The sequence below is a fragment of the Streptomyces sp. NPDC101776 genome (genome assembly GCF_044766845.1).
Lineage (GTDB): Bacteria > Actinomycetota > Actinomycetes > Streptomycetales > Streptomycetaceae > Streptomyces.
The window spans coordinates 207,299-224,089 of the sequence record NZ_JBIWMV010000005.1; the positions used below are offsets into that span (position 1 = coordinate 207,299).

At 70.6% G+C, this 16,791-nt stretch carries 13 protein-coding genes; 3 read left to right on the plus strand and 10 right to left on the minus strand.

What is annotated here, in order from left to right; all coding sequences use genetic code 11:
• Window positions 1-220: 220 nt before the first annotated feature.
• Both ACIRRY_RS19425 and ACIRRY_RS19430 read right to left on the minus strand, forming a co-directional pair.
• Window positions 221-901 carry a response regulator gene (locus tag ACIRRY_RS19425; RefSeq protein ID WP_403974047.1) on the minus strand — a complete coding sequence of 227 codons (681 nt, stop codon included), beginning with the start codon at window positions 899-901 and terminating at the stop codon, window positions 221-223.
• On the minus strand, window positions 898-2,088 hold the full coding sequence (locus ACIRRY_RS19430) for a sensor histidine kinase (RefSeq protein ID WP_403974049.1): 1,191 nt from the start codon (window positions 2,086-2,088) through the stop codon (window positions 898-900). The genes ACIRRY_RS19425 and ACIRRY_RS19430 overlap by 4 nt, the downstream gene beginning before the upstream one ends.
• A 147-nt stretch (window positions 2,089-2,235) precedes the next feature.
• On the opposite strand from ACIRRY_RS19430, the gene ACIRRY_RS19435 reads away from it, so the two are divergent.
• Window positions 2,236-3,840, plus strand: a complete 1,605-nt coding sequence (locus ACIRRY_RS19435) for a multicopper oxidase family protein (protein WP_403974051.1) — start codon at window positions 2,236-2,238, stop codon at window positions 3,838-3,840.
• 10 nt (window positions 3,841-3,850) lie between these two features.
• Window positions 3,851-5,980 (plus strand): MMPL family transporter, encoded by a 2,130-nt coding sequence (locus ACIRRY_RS19440; protein ID WP_403974053.1) that lies wholly within the window; start codon window positions 3,851-3,853, stop codon window positions 5,978-5,980.
• On the opposite strand, the gene ACIRRY_RS19445 is transcribed toward ACIRRY_RS19440, so the two are convergent.
• The 3 genes from ACIRRY_RS19445 to rutA are packed head-to-tail and all read right to left on the minus strand — an operon-like array spanning window position 5,953 to window position 9,195.
• Entirely contained in the window at window positions 5,953-6,582 is a 630-nt protein-coding gene (locus tag ACIRRY_RS19445; protein WP_403974056.1) for an isochorismatase family protein, read from the minus strand. The genes ACIRRY_RS19440 and ACIRRY_RS19445 overlap by 28 nt on opposite strands.
• Window positions 6,579-8,090, minus strand: a complete 1,512-nt coding sequence (locus ACIRRY_RS19450) for an MFS transporter (RefSeq protein ID WP_403974059.1) — start codon at window positions 8,088-8,090, stop codon at window positions 6,579-6,581. The genes ACIRRY_RS19445 and ACIRRY_RS19450 overlap by 4 nt, the downstream gene beginning before the upstream one ends.
• A gap of 31 nt (window positions 8,091-8,121) precedes the next feature.
• Window positions 8,122-9,195, minus strand: coding sequence for a pyrimidine utilization protein A (rutA, locus tag ACIRRY_RS19455; protein WP_403974061.1), 1,074 nt, complete (start codon window positions 9,193-9,195; stop codon window positions 8,122-8,124).
• 264 nt (window positions 9,196-9,459) lie between these two features.
• Between rutA and ACIRRY_RS19460 the strand changes: the two genes are divergently transcribed.
• Entirely contained in the window at window positions 9,460-12,396 is a 2,937-nt protein-coding gene (locus ACIRRY_RS19460; protein WP_403974063.1) for a SpoIIE family protein phosphatase, read from the plus strand.
• Between the two features lie 43 nt (window positions 12,397-12,439).
• Here ACIRRY_RS19460 and ACIRRY_RS19465 read toward each other — a convergent pair whose 3' ends face one another.
• From ACIRRY_RS19465 to ACIRRY_RS19485, 5 genes are all read right to left on the minus strand, one after another.
• Window positions 12,440-13,702, minus strand: a complete 1,263-nt coding sequence (locus ACIRRY_RS19465; protein ID WP_403974065.1) for a hypothetical protein — start codon at window positions 13,700-13,702, stop codon at window positions 12,440-12,442.
• Window positions 13,703-13,824: 122 nt separating this feature from the next.
• Window positions 13,825-14,529: a TetR/AcrR family transcriptional regulator gene (locus ACIRRY_RS19470; protein ID WP_403974068.1), complete on the minus strand. Its 705-nt coding sequence runs from the start codon at window positions 14,527-14,529 to the stop codon at window positions 13,825-13,827.
• Between the two features lie 109 nt (window positions 14,530-14,638).
• A complete protein-coding gene (locus tag ACIRRY_RS19475) occupies window positions 14,639-15,484 on the minus strand; it encodes a mycofactocin-coupled SDR family oxidoreductase (protein WP_403974070.1) in 846 nt (281 codons plus the stop codon).
• A complete protein-coding gene (locus tag ACIRRY_RS19480; RefSeq protein ID WP_403974072.1) occupies window positions 15,481-15,900 on the minus strand; it encodes a hypothetical protein in 420 nt (139 codons plus the stop codon). Before ACIRRY_RS19480 ends, ACIRRY_RS19475 begins: the two co-directional genes overlap by 4 nt.
• A gap of 4 nt (window positions 15,901-15,904) precedes the next feature.
• Window positions 15,905-16,738, minus strand: a complete 834-nt coding sequence (locus tag ACIRRY_RS19485; RefSeq protein WP_403974074.1) for an IclR family transcriptional regulator — start codon at window positions 16,736-16,738, stop codon at window positions 15,905-15,907.
• Window positions 16,739-16,791 lie beyond the last annotated feature (53 nt).

Genomic DNA, 16,791 nt, shown 5'->3' on the forward strand with positions numbered 1-16,791 from the left:
CGACGCCGACGACTTCCTCGGTCGGCTCCAAGCTCATCTCCATGACGTCTCCCACCGCTGTCGGTACCAGGAGCACCCCAGCGTCATCGCCCGCTCCGGGCCCTGTCACGCGCGGTTCCGCTGAGCGGACCGGCCTCCGGGCTCGTCCGAGTGCCTGGTCCGACTCGGCTGACGTACCGTCAATTACCCTCGTGGACCTTGGCGTTGAGCTGCCTCACGGTCACAGCACAGGCAGATCACCAGGACTGACCAAGCCGCTCCGGAAGGCGAGGACGACGAGTTGGGCGCGGTCGCGCGCGCCCAGTTTCATCATCGCCCGGTTGATGTGGGTCTTGGCGGTGAGCGGAGAGACGTAGAGCCGCTCCCCTATCTCGTCGTTGGAGAGCCCGGCGGCGACCAGGGCCATGATCTCGCGCTCCCGCTCGGTGAGGCAGTCGAGCTGGACCGGGCTGGGCAGCGGGCCCGGGTTCGGCTGGGAGAGGAAGCGGGCGATGAGGCCGCGGGTGGCCTTCGGCGACAGCAGGGCGTCGCCGCGGGCGACGACACGGATGGCCTCCTGGAGGTCGGCCGGTTCGACACTCTTGCTGAGGAACCCGCTCGCGCCGGCGTGCAGCGCGCGCAGGACGTTCTCGTCGAGTTCGAAGGTGGTGAGGATCAACACCCGTACGCCTGCGAGGTCTTCGTCGGCGGTGATGAGCCGGGTCGCCTCGATGCCGTCCAGTTCCGGCATCCGGATGTCCATCAGGATCACGTCGGCGCGGGTGCTGCCGGCGAGGTCGACCGCCTCGCGGCCGGTCGTCGCCTCGCCCACCACCTCCAGGTCAGGCGCCCCGCCGACCAGGACCCGGAAACCGGCCCGGATGAGTGTCTGGTCGTCGGCGAGCAGCACGCGGATCGTCACGTGGGGGTGTCCTGTCGGTCGGGTGCCGCGGGAAGGAAGGCGTCGACGGTGAAGCGGTCGGCGTCGCGCCCGGTGCGGACGCTCCCGCCGACCGAACTGACGCGTTCCCGCAGGCCGATGAGTCCGTGGCCGCAGCCGTCGGCGTCCGGCGCCGGGCGTCCTGCGGCGTTCTCGACCAGGATCTTGAGGCCTGCCGGAGTGTAGTCGAGCCGCAGCCTGGCCGCCGGTTCGCTGCCGTGCTTGTGGGCGTTGGTGAGGGACTCCTGGACGATGCGGTAGGCGGCGAGGTCGACCACGGAGGGCAGGGGGCGGGCCTCGCCCTCCTGCCGGTGGTCGACCCGTAGTCCGGCCGCGGCCAGTGAGTCCAGCATCGACGCCAGCCGGCTGAGGCCCGGTGGCGGTTCGGTCGTGGAGTCCGTGCCCTCGGCGTCCCGGTCCTCGGAGCGCAACACGTCCAGCACGGTGGAGAGTTCGGCCAGTACGGTGCGGGCGGCCTGCCGGACGTGGGCCAACGCCTCCTCCGCGTCGTCGGGTTGCTCACGCAGCAGGTGGGCGGCCACACCGACCTGCACGTTGATGACGGCGATGTGGTGCGCGACGACGTCGTGCAGGTCACGGGCGATCCGCAGCCGTTCCTCCACGACCCGGCGGCGGGCCTCCTCGTCGCGGCTGTGCTCGGCCTGCCGGGCGCGGATCTCGACGGCCTCCAGGTTGGCCAGCCGGATCCGGGTGGCGTCGCCGACGACGACGGCCAGCGTGCCCCACACCACGATCGCGGCGTTCTGCGGGTCCAGCCAGGTCCGGCCGGCGCCGATGACGACCGCGACGTACACGGTCACGACGGTGATGGTGCCCGTCACCGCGGCGATCCGCCGGTCGGTGCGGGAGGCGACCGTGTACGTGCAGATCACGTTCGCGGCGAGCAGCGGGCCGACGAGTGCCGCGTGCAGGTTGAACGCCGTGCTGGCCACGGTGACCGCCGCGAAGACGGGCAGCGGCCATCTGCGCCGGGCGGCGATCAGCGCGAACGCGAGCGTCCCCGCGAGGAAGTCCTCGGCGCGCAGCGGGCGTCCGGCGCGGACGGCGAGGAGGATCACGGTGACGACCAGGAGGCCGAAGGCGACGTCCACGGCCTGCGGGTGGGACGTGACACGGCCTCGGATGCGGGACAACCGGTAGTCAGCCATGGGCCGCACGGTATCGAACGCCCGTCCGCGTCCACGTCGTCCGGGCGCGGTACGGGCTCCGGCGCCGGTGTACCGCGTCCGCGGTATGCCGGATCCACCGCGTCCGGACGACGTGGACGACGGACCGTGTCACCCATCGTCTGCGCCATGACCGAACCACCTGGACCCGAGCGCCGACGCATTCTCCGCACCATGGCCGCGCTCACCGGCGCCGTGACACTCGGCACGACGGCCGGCTGCAAATCCCCGGGATCGGACGCGGCCGCCTCCGGCGCTGCCGGTGCCGAATTCGGCGGCCGTACGCTCACGTCCGCCGCCGCGTTACCGAAACCGTTCACCATCCCCCTTCCGATCCCCCCGATGAAACGGCCGTCCCGGAGCACCGCCGACACGGACTACTACGACGTCACCGCCCGGGAAGCGAGCGTGGAGATCCTGCCCGGCCTGCGCACGACGATCATGGGCTACGACGGGATCTTCCCCGGGCCGACGATCGCGGCACGGCGCGGACGCCGGACCGTGCTGCGCTACCGCAACCAGCTCGCCGTGCCGACCGTGGTCCATCTGCACGGTGGGCACACCCCGCCGGAGAGCGACGGTTTCCCGACCGACCTCGTGCTGCCCGCCAACGGCGGCGCGCGCTTCGCGGACCAGGCCGTCGGCGGTACGGCCACCACCGGCACCCGCGACTACACCTATCCGCTCGACCAGCGGGCCGCGACGCTCTGGTACCACGACCACCGGATGGGCTTCACCGGCCCCCAAGTCTGGCGCGGGCTGGCCGGGTTCCTGCTGCTGACCGACGACGAGGAGCAGGCGCTGCCGTTGCCGCGCGGCGACCGTGACGTCCCGCTGATGATCGCGGACCGCGCGTTCGACGCGCACGGCGCGTTCAACTACCCGGCGATGGACCCCGACTTGATCAGCATGGCCGGCGTCGACGCCGACCATATGGCGGGCGCGGCCGGTGACGTCGTCCTCGTGAACGGGGCGCCCTGGCCGGAGTTGGAGGTCGACGCGGCCCGCTACCGGTTCCGGGTCCTCAACGCCTCCAACGCCCGCCGCTACGAGCTCGCGCTCGACCCGGCGCCCCCGAGCGGCCCCTCGTTCACCCAAATCGGCTCGGACCAGGGCCTGTTGGCGGCGCCGCTGCGGCATACCGTCGTCCCCGTCGCACCGGCCGAACGGTTCGACGTGGTCGTCGACTTCTCCCGCTACCCGGTCGGCACCCGGGTGACCCTCACCAACAGGGCAGGCCAGGACGGCACTTCACGGGTGATGCGGTTCGTGGTCGCCCGCAGAGCGACCGACGACAGTCGCATCCCCGCCCGACTGTCCACCGTCGAGGCCCTGTCGACGACGTCGGCGACGACCCGGCCGTGGATGTTCCGCAAGGGCAAGGTCACCGACATGGGCAAGAACACGGCCGGTTGGGTCATCAACGGCCGCGAGTTCGACCCCCGGCGTATCGACGCGGCTCCCCGCCTCGGCGAGGTCGAGATCTGGCGCCTCGCCACCGACGCCTACCACCCCGTGCACATCCACCTCTCGCCGTTCCAGGTGCTCTCCCGCAACGGCGGCCCGCTCGATCCGGGCGACCACGGGTGGAAGGACACCATCGACCTCCGCCCCAAGCAGTACGCCGACATCGCGATCCGCTTCGACGACCACGCCGGCCGCTACCTCCTGCACTGCCACAACCTCGAACACGAGGACATGGCCATGATGGCGACCTTCCAGACCACCCGCTGAGGAGCAACTCGTGTCCACATGCGCGCACTTAGTCCTGCGCCACCGGTGGTGGGTGATCGCGTTCTGGCTGGTCGTCCTGCTGGCCGGCGGCACCGCGGCCGGCCATCTCCCGTCCCGGCTCTCCTCCGACTTCTCCCTCCCCGGCCAGGAGGGCTCCGAGACCCAGGCCCAACTCGCCCGCAGCTACGGCGTGTCCGCCGACCTCGGCTATCTGCCGGTCCTCACCGCACCCGCCGGACACCTGATCGACCGCGCGGACGTCACCGCCGTAGCGAACCGGATCCGCACCATCCCCGGCGTCCGCGTCCTCGACTACGGCACCACCGGCGACCCGGCCTTCCTGACCGAGGGCGGACACAGCACCTTCCTGCTGGTCTACGGTCCCCAACCGGCGGGTTTCGCCGACCCGTTGGCGGCGACGGTCGACCGTACGGTCAAGGCGGCGGCGCGGCGACACGGCCTGAGCGCCGCTGTCACCGGGTACAACCAGCTCGCGGCGGGCAGTGACAGCGGTGACGACGGCGGGCTCAGCGTGCTGGGCGAGACCCTGATCGGCGCGCTCGGCGCGCTGCTCGTGCTCGCCTTCGTGTTCGCGTCGTTCCTCGCCCTGCTGCCGCTGCTGATCGCGGGTGTGTCGATCCTGGCGACGTTCCTGGTCGTGCTCGGTCTGACCACGTTCACCGAGGTGTCCTTCGTGGTGCAGTTCCTGATCGCGCTGGTCGGGCTGGGCGTGGCGATCGACTACTCGCTGCTGGTGGTCTCCCGCTGGCGCGAGGAGCGGGCCCGCGGCCGGTCGAACGACGAGGCCGTGATCACCGCGGTGACGACCGCCGGGCACGCGGTGCTCGCGTCCGGGATCACCGTCGCGATCAGCCTGGTCGCGCTCGTCGTGGTCGACGTGCCGCTGATCCGCAGTATGGGTTTCGGCGGCATGGTGATCCCGGTGATCAGCACGCTGGTCGTCCTCACCCTGCTCCCCGCCCTGTTGAGCCTGGCCGGCCCCCGGATCGACCGGCCCAGGATCCGCAAGGAGGCGCGGGTCTCCCGGGCCTGGTCGGCCTGGGCGCGCGGTGTCGTCCGCCACCGCTGGGCCGCAGCCGCCACGGCCTGCGCCGGGCTCGCGCTGGCGATCGTCCCGGTGTTCGGCCTCCAGATCGGCCAGGCCGGGTCCGCTTCCCTCGCCCACAGCGGTGTCGCCCACGACACCCTGGCCGCACTCCGCTCCGGAGGGGTGGGCAGCGGGGTGCTGACACCGATGCCGTTGCTCGTCCGGTCGGGTCCGGAGGCGTCCGCCGTGGCGGCCGCAGTGCGGCGCGTACCCGGTGTGCGGATGGCGGTCGCGGCCCCGCCCGGACGGGACGGCGTCACCGAGGTCGTCGTCGTACCCGTCCACGAGACGGTGGACAACTCCAGTGTGGCGGTGGTGAGTTCGGTCCGCGAGGCGACGAGGAAGCTGCCCGGGTACATCGGCGTGACCGGCCGGGGCGCCGTCGTCCTCGACTACCAGCGGGCGGTCTTCGACGACTTCCCCTACGTCCTGGGCCTGATCGCGCTGGTCACCTACGTGCTGCTGGTCCGCACCTTCCGCTCCCTGCTGCTGCCGCTGAAGGCGGTGCTGCTGAACCTGGTCAGCGTGGCCGCCGTGTTCGGGATGATCACCTGGTTCTGGCAGGACGGACACGGCTCGAACGCGATGTTCGGGATCGCGGCGACCGGCGCGCTGACGTTCTGGCTGCCGGTGCTGATCTTCGCGTTCCTGTTCGGACTGTCCATGGACTACGAGGTTTTCATCCTGGCCCGGATGCGCGAGGAGTACGACCGCACCGGCTCCACCGCGTACGCCGTGGAGCACGGTCTGGGCCGCACGGGGAGGCTGGTCACGTCGGCGGCGCTGATCCTGTTCTTCGCCTTCGCCGCGCTCGCCTCCGCGCCGGGCACCGACATCAAGGTCCTCGCCACCGCGCTCGGCGCCGGCATCCTGCTGGACGCCACCGTCGTACGGGCACTGCTGGTGCCGGCGACGGTCGCGCTGCTCGGCAGGTACAACTGGTGGCTGCCCGCCGGGATCGCCGGGCTGCTGCGCGTCGAGCCGTCACCGCTGGCCCCCGACACTCAGCCGCGAGACGCGAGGTACTCCTGAACCCGCGCGAGCGGCCAGACCTCGCCGATCTTGTGCTTGATGTCGAAGAGGTTCGCCGCGTGGATGTCCGGGTCCCGGTCGCCCACCGCCTCCTCGACCACGATGGGTACGAATCCGTGCTGCATGGCGTCGAGGGCGGTGGCACGGACGCAGCCGCTGGTCGACAGTCCGCCGATGAGCAGGGTGTCGATGCCGTCGGCGGTGAGACGGTCGGCCAGTGCGGTGCCGAAGAAGGCGCTGGGGCACTGTTTCGTGACGGTGATGTCGTGCGGTGCCGGGGCCAGGCCGTCGATGAACTCACCGAAGGGGTTGCCTTCGGCGAACACCCGCAGCACGGGCACCTTGCGGAGGAAGAGTCCGCCGTCGCCGCCGTCCGCCCGCAGCAGCACCCGCGTGACGATCACCGGGATCCCGGCCCGGCGTGCGTCGGCCAGGAGGAGCCTCATCGCGTCGGCCGCCGGTTCGACCCCGGCGTAGAGCGGGCAGTCCGGGTCGACGTAGGCGCGGGCGGGGTCGACCAGGATGAGGGCCGGGGAGGTGCCGGGAGTGAGCTCCCCGTCGAAGCCGGCGCGCTCGTAGTCCTCCTGCGGGGAACCGGTCATGGCGACGTCCTTCCTGAAGTGGCGGACTCCGGTGGGGTGTTCACGGTGGCGGCCTCGGCGGTACGGGGTGCCCGCAGCGATGTGGGGAACGCCAGGCAGACGACTCCCCCGATCACGGCGATGCCCGTGAGGAGGAACCCGGTGGCGCGGAGGTTGGCGACGAAGCGGTTCAGTTCGCCGGACGCGAGCACGTTCAGGGTGTTCAGTGTCCCGTCGTAGGCGGCCTGTCGGGCCGGTTCGCTCAGTCCCGTCGTGGTGAGCGCGAGGGCGAGAGCCGTGCTGAGCAGGTAGCCCACGTTCTGTGTGGTGGAGCGCAGGCCGTTGGCCGTTCCGCGGCGGTCGGCCGGTACGCCGAGCATCAACGCGCTCGTGCTCGGCGTCATGAACAGTCCGGTGCCGGCCCCGACGAGGAAGAGGAAGGGGGCCACCACCAGGAACGGCACCGCCGTCGTCGAGAGCGTCAGGGAGAAGCCGAGCAGTCCGCACGCGGTCACCGCCATGCCGGTCGTCGTGAGCGCGCGCGGGGTGAAGCGGTCGAAGAGGGAACCGGCGGCGGCCGAGGTGATCAGGGTGCCGGCCGCGACCGGTGTCACCAGTACCCCCGCCTCCAGCGAGGTGGCGCCGCCGACCGCCTGCTCGTGCAGCGACGCCAGGAGGACTACGGCATAGCTGCCGACCGCGTTGGCGAGCACGGCCGCGAGCACCAGGGAGATCGCGCGGGTGCGCAGCAGCGCCACGTCGACCAGGGGGTGCGCGCGCCGGGTCTGGACGACGGCGAAGACCGTGAACAGCGCGAGGGTGGCGGCGCCGCAGACCCACGGCAGCCAGTCGGCGACGGTGGCCGTGGCGCCGGGGGTCAGGGTGAGGACGAGGGCGGTCAGCATCGCCGTGGACAGCAGCGCGCCCGGCAGGTCGAACGGTTCACGGGCTCGGCCGACCCGCGTTCCGCTCGCCGGAACGGCCAGGACCGATGCGCCGATCGCGACCAGCCCGATCGGTACGCAGACGACGAACAGCCCACGCCAGCCGAGCAGTTCGGTCGCCGCGCCGCCGACGACCGGCCCGGCGACCTGGGCCGTCGCGGCCACCGTGACGTTCCAGCCGAGGGCGCGGCCCAGCGTCCGGGCGGGGAACACGTCGGTCAGCAGGGCCGTGTTGTTGGTGATCACGGCGGCGGCGCCGACGCCCTGCACGACCCGGGCCGCGATCAGGAACCCCGCCGACGGGGAGAGCGCCGCGAGCCCGGTCCCGGCGGTGAAGACGACGAGCCCGGCGAGATACAGACTGCGGCGGCCGACGATGTCGGCGATGCGGCCGAAGACGAGGATCAGGGCGGTGGTGACCAGCATGTAGCCGAGCAGGATCCACTCGGCCTGCCCGGGCTCCGCCCCCAACTCCCGGGTGATCGTGGGCAGCGCGACAGCGAGACCGCTCATGTTGAGGAACACGGCCACCACCCCCACGGCGGTGGCCGCGAACACCCGCCACGGACGTCGGCCGACGGTCACGACCGCACGTCCTGCTCCTCCCGCGCGACGCTCACTCCGCCCGCGACCGCGACTTCATCAGGGGCTGGATGCGGGTGCCGAAGTTCTCCAGTCCTTCCAGGAAGTCGTCGAAGACGAGCATGATCCCCTTGGTGCCCTCGACCTCGGCGACCTCGTCGAGCAGCTTCGCGACGGTCTCGTACGAGCCGACCAGTGTGCCCATGTTGAAGTTCACCGCGCCCTCGGGCAGCACGATGGTCCGGGCGGTGGAGGTGTCGTCGGCGGTGGTGTCCGTGGCCGACTCACCCGCCATGTACGCCAGCGCGGCGTGGTCCGCGTTGTCGTGGTAGTCCTGCCACTTCGCGCGGGCGGCCTCGTCGGTCTCGTCGGCGATGATCATGAAGAGGGAGAGCGCGCCGACGTCACGGCCGGTCTCCGCCGCCGCGTCCACCAGGGTGGCCGTGGTGTCCGACAGCGCGAGCGGGGTGTTGACGCCGCTGCCCAGGATGAAGTTGTACTCGGCGTGTTCGGCGGCGAACCGGATGCCGGTGTTGCTCTGTCCCGCGGCGACGATGGAGATGTGCCCGTCGGCCGGGCGCGGGGAGAGCACGCAGTCGTCCATCTCGTAGAACTCGCCCTTGAAGTTGCTGACGCCCTCGCTCCACAGCTCCTTCATCACGGTGACGTACTCGGCGGCGCGCGCGTAGCGGTTGCCGAAGTGCTCGTCGCCGGGCCACAGGCCCATCTGGGAGTACTCGCCCGGTGCCCAGCCGGTGACGATGTTGATGCCGAAGCGGCCGGGGGCGATGGAGTCGATCGTCGTGGCCATGCGCGCGACGATCGCCGGGGGCAGCACGAGGATCGGGGTGGAGGCGTACAGCTTGATCCGCTCCGTGACGGCGGCCAGGCCCGCCATCAGCGTGAACGACTCCAGATTGTGATCCCAGAACTCGGTCTCGCCGCCGAACCCCTTGAGTTTGATCATCGACAGCGCGAAGTCGAGCCCGTGCTCCTCGGCCTTGCGCACGATGGCCTTGTTCAGCTCGAAGCTCGGCCGGTACTGCGGTGAACTCTTCGATATGAGCCAGCCGTTGTTGCCGATGGGGATGAATACACCGATGTCCATGCAGCTCCTCGTTGAGGGGTGGGCGGGGGAGGTGAGTCTGACGGGGTGACAACGCGCGGACATGATCAAGGGGTTCCATACCCGCTGACGACACCCCGTTCCCCCGGATGCCGAGTATTGTCACCCGAGCGGACAGGGGTGGGACTCCGATGCAACTCGGTCTGGAATGCTGCCTGTTGGGAGCCGTGTGCGAGAGCCGGCGGCAAAGCTGTGAGTCCTGCGCAGCACCGCGTTATGTGAGGCGGGAACGGTAAAATTTACGGTATGAACGCACGTCTGGCCCTGCTCGGCTCCGTGGACCCCGGCGTCACCGAGAGCGAGGTCTTCCGGCTGGCCCTGCAGCACGCGGTGGGTGAGCTGGGCGCGCTCGGTGGAGCGATTCATCTGCGCGGGCCGATGTCGGCGCTGCGGCTGGTCTCCTCGACCGGTCTGCCGCCCGCCCTCACCCGCCCGTGGGAGATCATCGACCAGGAGGGACCGACGGCCCCGGCCAAGGCCCTCCACCAGGGCAGCGGTGTGTGGGTGCCGGTGTCGGCCGCGCCCACGGGGCAGGTCCTGGCCTGGCCCGGCACCGGTCTGGCCGCCGTACCGGTGTCGAGCGGCCGACGCAGCATCGGCGCGCTCACGGTCCTGATGGGCGAGCAGGGCGAGCCCACCCCGTTGCAGTGGGGCTTCCTGCGGGATCTGGTCGCGTGGACCGAGGAGCGCATGCGCCAGGCGCCCCCGCCCTCCGGACCCTCCCAGACGGATCCGGGCGGCAACCGTGAGCGGCTCCGGCACGCGCTGAAGGAGGTCAGTGTCGGCTCGTGGGACTGGGACATCCAGGGCGGCGAGCTGCTCTGGGACGAGGCGGCCCTGGAGCTCTACGGCACCCGCCCCGAGGACTACACCGCCCGCGTCGAGAACTGGATGGCGTGCGTCCACCCCGACGACCTGCCGCCGACGCTGGACGCCGTGGACCGGGCGATCCGCGAGCACGGCGTGTTCGAGGCCGAGTACCGGGTGCGACGCCTGGACGGCACGTACGGCTGGACGCAGGCGCGCGGCAGGGCGACCTACGACGAGCAGGGCGAGCCCCTGCGGATGATCGGCGTGGGCTGGGAGAGCAACGAGTCCCGGTCCGCCCGGGACGCGCTCAGCCGGGCCCTGCGCCACATGAGCGACGGTTTCCTCGCGGTGGACGAGGAGTGGCGGATCACCTTCGGCAACCTGGAGGCGGAGCGCATTCTGGGCCTCTCGGAGGAGGAGCTGTTCGGGCGCCTCCTGTGGGGGCTGCCCACGGCACGGAACGTCCCCGGCCTGGAGGATCGCTGCCGGAAGGCCGCCGCCGAGGAGACGCCCGTCGGCTTCGACGCCCAGTTGGGGGACGCGGGCCGCCGCTATCACCTGCGGCTGGTCCCGGGTCCCGACGGCGTCACCCTCTACCTCACCGACGTCACGGAGAAGCGGCAGCACGAGGAGGAGCGCCGGGCCTCCGAGCTGGCGGTGGCCCGACGCGCGGTGCGGATGGGCGAGTTGACGGCCGCCCTCGCCAAGGCGACGACCTCGCAGGACGTGGTGGCCGCGGTCGCCCGCCGGGTGCTGCCGCCGTTCGCCGCCGCCGGACTCCTGGTGCAGGCCGTCGAGGGCGACCGGCTGTACACCGTGGGCGCGGACGGCTACCCGGACGACTTCCTGACCACCGTCGACGGCCGCGCCCGGACCCCCGGCGAGCCGTCCTGGGACGTGATCGCGTCCGGTCAGCCCTTGTTCCTGTCCTCGGTCGAGGAGTACACGGCCCACTACCCCGAGCTGGCGGGCAGACCGGCCCGGGCCGAGAAGCAGGCCTGGGCGTTCCTGCCGCTGACCGCGTCGGGGAACACCTTCGGCGTCTGCGTCGTCGCCTTCGAACGCGCCCGTCGGCTCACCGACGAGGAACGCACGCTGCTGTCCACGATCAGCGCCCTCGTCGCCCAGGCCCTGGAGCGGGCCCGGCTCTACGACGCCGAGCACACCCGGTCCCGCGAACTCCAGCGGAGCCTGCTCCCCCGGGCCCTGCCCGAGCTGCCGGCGTGCACCGCGGCCGCCCGCTACCTGCCCGCGGGGCAGGGCATGGACGTGGGCGGCGACTGGTACGACATCATCCCGCTCTCCGGCGGCCAGGTGGCCCTCGTGGTGGGCGACGTGATGGGCCACGGCCTCCCCGAGGCGGCGACGATGGGCCGCCTGCGCACCGCGCTGCACACGCTCGCCGACCTGGAGCTGCCACCGGACGAGATCATGAGCCACCTGAACGAACTCGTCGCCGGCATGGGCGAGGAGTCGTACGTGACGTGTCTGTACGCGCTCTACGACTCGACGACCCAGATCTGTTCCATCGCGGGGGCCGGGCATCCGCCGCCCGCGGTGGTGTACCCGGACGGCACCGTGCACTTCCCGCAGCTGTCGGCCGACCCGCCCCTTGGCGCGGCGGAACCGCCGTTCGAGACGGTCGAGTTGAAGGTGCCGGAGGGAAGTCTGCTGGTGCTGTACACCGACGGTCTGGTGGAGTCGTCGAAGCGCGAGATGGACGAGGGCATGGCGGACCTGGCCCGTCTCCTGAGTACGGCGCACAGGACCGAGTCCGGTGAGGAGGCGGACCTGGAGCAGCTCTGCGACATCCTCACGTCGGGCCTGCTCCCCGTCGAGCAGTCGACGGCCGACGACGCCGCCCTCCTCGTCGCCCGGCTGCACGCCCTCACCAGCGACAACATCGCCTCCTGGCCGCTGCCCGAGGACCCGCGGGCGGCCGGTCAGGCCCGCCGTCACGTCCGGGAGCAGTTGCGCACCTGGGGCCTGGAGGAGCTGGCCCCGACCACGGAACTCCTGGCCAGCGAGCTGGTCGGCAACGTCGTACGCCATGCCAAGGGCCCGGTCAGTCTGCGTCTGCTGCACGGCGCCGAGCTGATCTGCGAGGTCTTCGACGGCAGCCTGACGATGCCCCGGATCCGCCGCGCCACGGAGACGGACGAGGGCGGTCGCGGACTGCAACTGGTCACCGCCCTCACCCAACGGTGGGGCACGCGCTATACGCCGACGGGGAAATGCATCTGGACGGAGCAGGCGCTGAGCGCGCCCGGCGGTCGGCAGGAACTCCCTGACGACGCCTTGGAGTTGATGTTCCCGAACGTGGAGGACTTCACCGGGGACCTCGACGCGCTGCCTTTCGGGGACGAGGACTGACGGTCCGAGTCGGGCATTACGACGCCGTGGCGGCGAGGCCGGGTCAGGCCGCGTCGTCCGCGCTGGAGAAGATGAACCCCGCGTACTCGTAGTCCGCGATCGCCACGGCCATCTCGCGCAGGCGGGACCACCCGGCCCCGTTCGGGGAGGAGTGCGTCGGACGGGATTTGCCGTTCTCCATCAGGTTCGTCCATTCCTCCTCCGCCGCGAGTTCCACCTCGACGACGTCGTGGCCGTGATCGCGCGCGTACACGAGTGCGCCGGTGACGAGATCGACCTGGTCTCCCGCGCATTGCGGGTTGTCCCGGAGAATGGTGTAACGACCGCCGGGAAAGAAGAAATTGGGGAATCCCGCAGTCATCACTCCGAGGTAGGTGCGGGGGCCGTCCGCCCAATAGCCCCCCAGTTTGAGCCCTTCCCGGCCCCGGACCCCCATCCGTTTCAACGCATCGTCGTCGAGATCGGATTCGGCTGCCCGAACAGTGTCGAAACCGACGACGTCGGTTCGTTCCGCCGCCTCGGGATCCTTGACCAGTCGGCGGGCATTCGGGCGTGACGCCTTCCGCCCTTTCATCATGTCGACCACGGCATTGCGTTCATGCCCGCCCTGCGGGAATTCATTCCGCGGCGCGGTATATCGCGTGCCGCTCAAGCCCGTTTCGATCAGTGCGACGCGCATACAGATGAAGTCACGCGTTCTCCTCGTCGGCGGCGACAGGACACCGGTGGTGGCCACGAGGAAACGAGCGCGGTACTCGACCGCGTCGGTGGTCGTCACCACCCAGGTCCCAGAAGGGTCGTCGTACACCGCCGACCGCACTGCGGCGCCGAACCGCATTCCACGGCGTACGCCGGAGCGGTCGACGACATGGTTCAGATGGTCCAGGCAGCGCCCGATCTCGGGGAGCCCGGGCACCTCGTCGGAGCGCGCCTGTTCTTCCCACCATTTCCCCGGGAAAGAGCGGCCCCCATCGACGCGTACCCCTTCGGACGCCGCTTGGAAAGAGCGTTTCCACGACCAGATTCCGCCGACTCCGTGGCCGGCCTCCAACAACAGCGCGGAGAATCCCTCTTCGCGAACGCGGCAGAGCTGGTAGATACCTGTGGCGCCGGCTCCGATCACCAGCACGTCCACCTCGTTCGGCGCGAACGCGATCCCCGCTCGATCATGTACGGCGTCTGGATGTTCTTCGCCCGAGGCGTTCGTCAATTCACTCAAGAGCCCCTCCAGATGTCGAGCAATCTCCCGCTCCGGCGCGGGACTTCGGAGGTTGTACCGATCGGTCAGCGAATCAATCGCCGTCACGGTAACGGACGCGGATACGGCGGGGCAATGCTCCGAACACAACACACCGTCGGTGGAGCACTCACACCCGACGGACGTACCGCGATCGCGGTAGACCGAGCCGACCGGAACCCGGCTCGGGTTCAGGGGCGGTCGAGGTCGGAGAGAGGCAGCGGATCCGGGGCGGCGGACTCTCGCACGGCAAGGTACTCCGCCATGCGGTCCTCGATGTCGTCGAACTGCCGCCCCGGGCTGCCCAGTCCGCGGAAGAAGGCGGTGCAGTACTCGCTCGACAGGTACCGCGCGTTCCACGCGCCGTCAACCTTCACCCACTGGTAGGTGTGGTTGTGCAGGTTGAGGAACTGCAGCGTGGCCAGCCTCGGGTCGAGCTTGCGGAACGAACCGTCGTCCATCGCGGCGACGAGCAACTCCTGGACGATGTCCTCGAATTCACGGCGCTGGTCCAGCAGCCGGGCGAGGTTGGCGCCGCGCAGGTTCCGGTAGTCGTGCTCGTAGACCCGGACATGATCGAGTCGGGCCAGGATGTTCTCCAGCAAGGTCTGCGACAGCATGCGCAGCCGCAGCACCGGATCGACGTCCTCCAGGTCGGCGATCCGGTGGGCGGAGGCCAGCATGGGCCCCATCACCCGGTCCTGGATCTCGACCAGCAGGTTCTCCTTCGAGCCCATGTAGTAGTACAGGGCGCCCCTGCCGAGACCGACCACGTCCCCGACCTCGGCGATGCCGGTGGCGGCGTAGCCCTTGCGCGCGAACAGCGCGGCCGCCTTGTCGATGATCTGCTGACGCCTGATCTCGAAGTCCGGCCCGTGCCCTGGTGATCTTGGCATGGTGAGATTTTAGGCCTTCCGGGGATCAGGGCGGGTGGTGGGGATCTTGGAGTCCTCGGAATCGGCCCGCCGTCCCCCTGCGGGATCGAGAGCGCCGCGCTGCCGCCGATCAGCGATTGGTGCGGCCGAGGTCCACGGGGAGCTGGATTCCGGTGATGTGGCGTGCCTCGTCCGAGGCGATCCAGGCGACGGCCGCCGCGATGTCCTCGGGCCGGCTGACACCGTCGGGCAGGACGCCCTGGTAGAAGGCGCCCAGCTCCGGATCGCTCTCGATCAACGCGCGGATTCCGGGGACGAGTTGGGTGGCCACACCGTGCGGGTGCACGGAGTTGACCCTGATCCGGTACGGACCGAGTTCGTTGGCCAGCGTCTTGGCCAGTCCGGTGACTCCGTGTTTGGCCGCCACATAGTCGGCGAGCAAGGGAAGTCCCCGGAGGCCGGCCACCGAGCTGGTGAAGACGATCGCTCCCCCGGTGGCCTGCTCGATCATGAGCGGGACGGCCGCCTTCACGGTGTGGAAGGCGCCGGTCAGATTGATGTCGATCGTCGCCTGCCAGTGCTCCAGGTCGATCTCCCAGGCACGGCCCGCGGTCGTCATGCCGGCGTTCGCCACCACCACGTCCAGACGCCCCAGTTCGGCGACGCTCTCCTCCAACGCCGCCTGTACGGCGGGGAAGTCGCGTACGTCGGCCTTGTGGGTGCGGACCCGCCGGCCGAGTTTCTCGACGAGGCGTGCGGTCTCGGCGAGGTCCTCGGGGGTGGCGCCTGGGTAGCTGGTGGTGGGCAGGTTCTCGCAGATGTCGAGCGCGATGATGTCGGCGCCCTCCGCGGCGAAGCGCACCGCCTCGGCGCGGCCCTGTCCGCGGGCCGCGCCGGTGATGAAGACGACCTTGTCCTGGAAACGGCGGGCGGTCGGCGTGCCCGGTACGGGTGCCTCGGGGGCGGTGCCGGTCATCGTGCGCTCCTCGTGTCGTCCACCGGTTCGGCGATGCCGTTCGGCATGTACGGGGACGCGGTCCACGTCTCCGGATTCGCCCCCCAGATCTCCTGGGAGAGCCGCGGGTCCATCTGCGCGACCTCCCAGGGGTGGACGCCGACGACACCGCAGACCCAGTCGGCGGCACCGTCGTAACGGGAGACGGCCATGACCGCCTCCGCGAAGTCCCGGGGGTGCGCGGCGTAGCCGCCGAACTTCGTGTCCTGCAACAGGCGCAGCACACCGGCCGAGCGCAGCAGACCGACGGTCTCGTCGCTCAGCCTGCCCAACTCCTCGTTCCCGGAAGCCAGTTCCGCCAGCTTCGGACCGTACTCCCCGACTCGCCGGACAACCTCATGGCCATGCCGCCCGCCTTCCGCCCCCTGGTCCGTCACGCGTTCACCGTCCGGTCTCGGACACGACGGCCGAGGCGACGTGTCCGCTGAGCGGAACAGAGGTGATCAACCGCCGTGGGCGGGGCCGCTGACGGCGGGAGGTGACCATCAGCTTGCGGGCGATCTCGGCGGCGATCCACCTGACCTGGAACCTCAACTCGTCGACCCGGACGCGCTCTTGGGGGCCGCACACCGAGATCGCGGCGACCGGCTGGTCCAGCACGAGGATCGGCGCGGCGACACAGGCGACGGAGGCCGCGGCCTCCCCCGTCTCGGTCGCGTATCCGGTGCTGCGGATCCTGGCCAGGGCCGTCTCCAGCGCCTGCGGGGTGGTGATGCTCACGGCCGTACGCCGGGACAGGCCGCTCCAGAGGTACTCGTCCACGACGTCCTTGGCCGAGTACGCGAGAAGCGCCTTGCCCAGTGCGGTGCAGTGCGCCGGGAGGCGGCCTCCGACCCTGGACGGAAGGGTGCTCGCGAACGAGCCGCCGACCCGCTCCAGGTAGACGACGTCCTGCTGGTCGAGCACCGCCATGTGGACCACATGCCCGGTGGCCACGTGCAGTTCCTGGAGCAGGGGCCTGGCGGCCTCGCCCATCCGGGTCCGGTGCGGGACCAGACTGCCGATCTCGAACATGCGCAGTCCGAGTCGGTACTCGTTGTCGTACCTGCTGAGCAGGCGGGCGTTGACCAGCTGCTGGAGTATCCGGTGGACGGAGGAGCGCGGCAGCCCGCTGCACGCGCTGATCTGCCCCAGGTTGAGCGGTCCCGCGGACCGCTCGAAGACACCGAGGATCACGACGACCCTGTCGACCATGCTGGACGGAGATTCGGACACTGTGACCTCCTGAGCATCCCTGGGCGGCCGGCCGTCTCGTGCCGGTCGTCCAA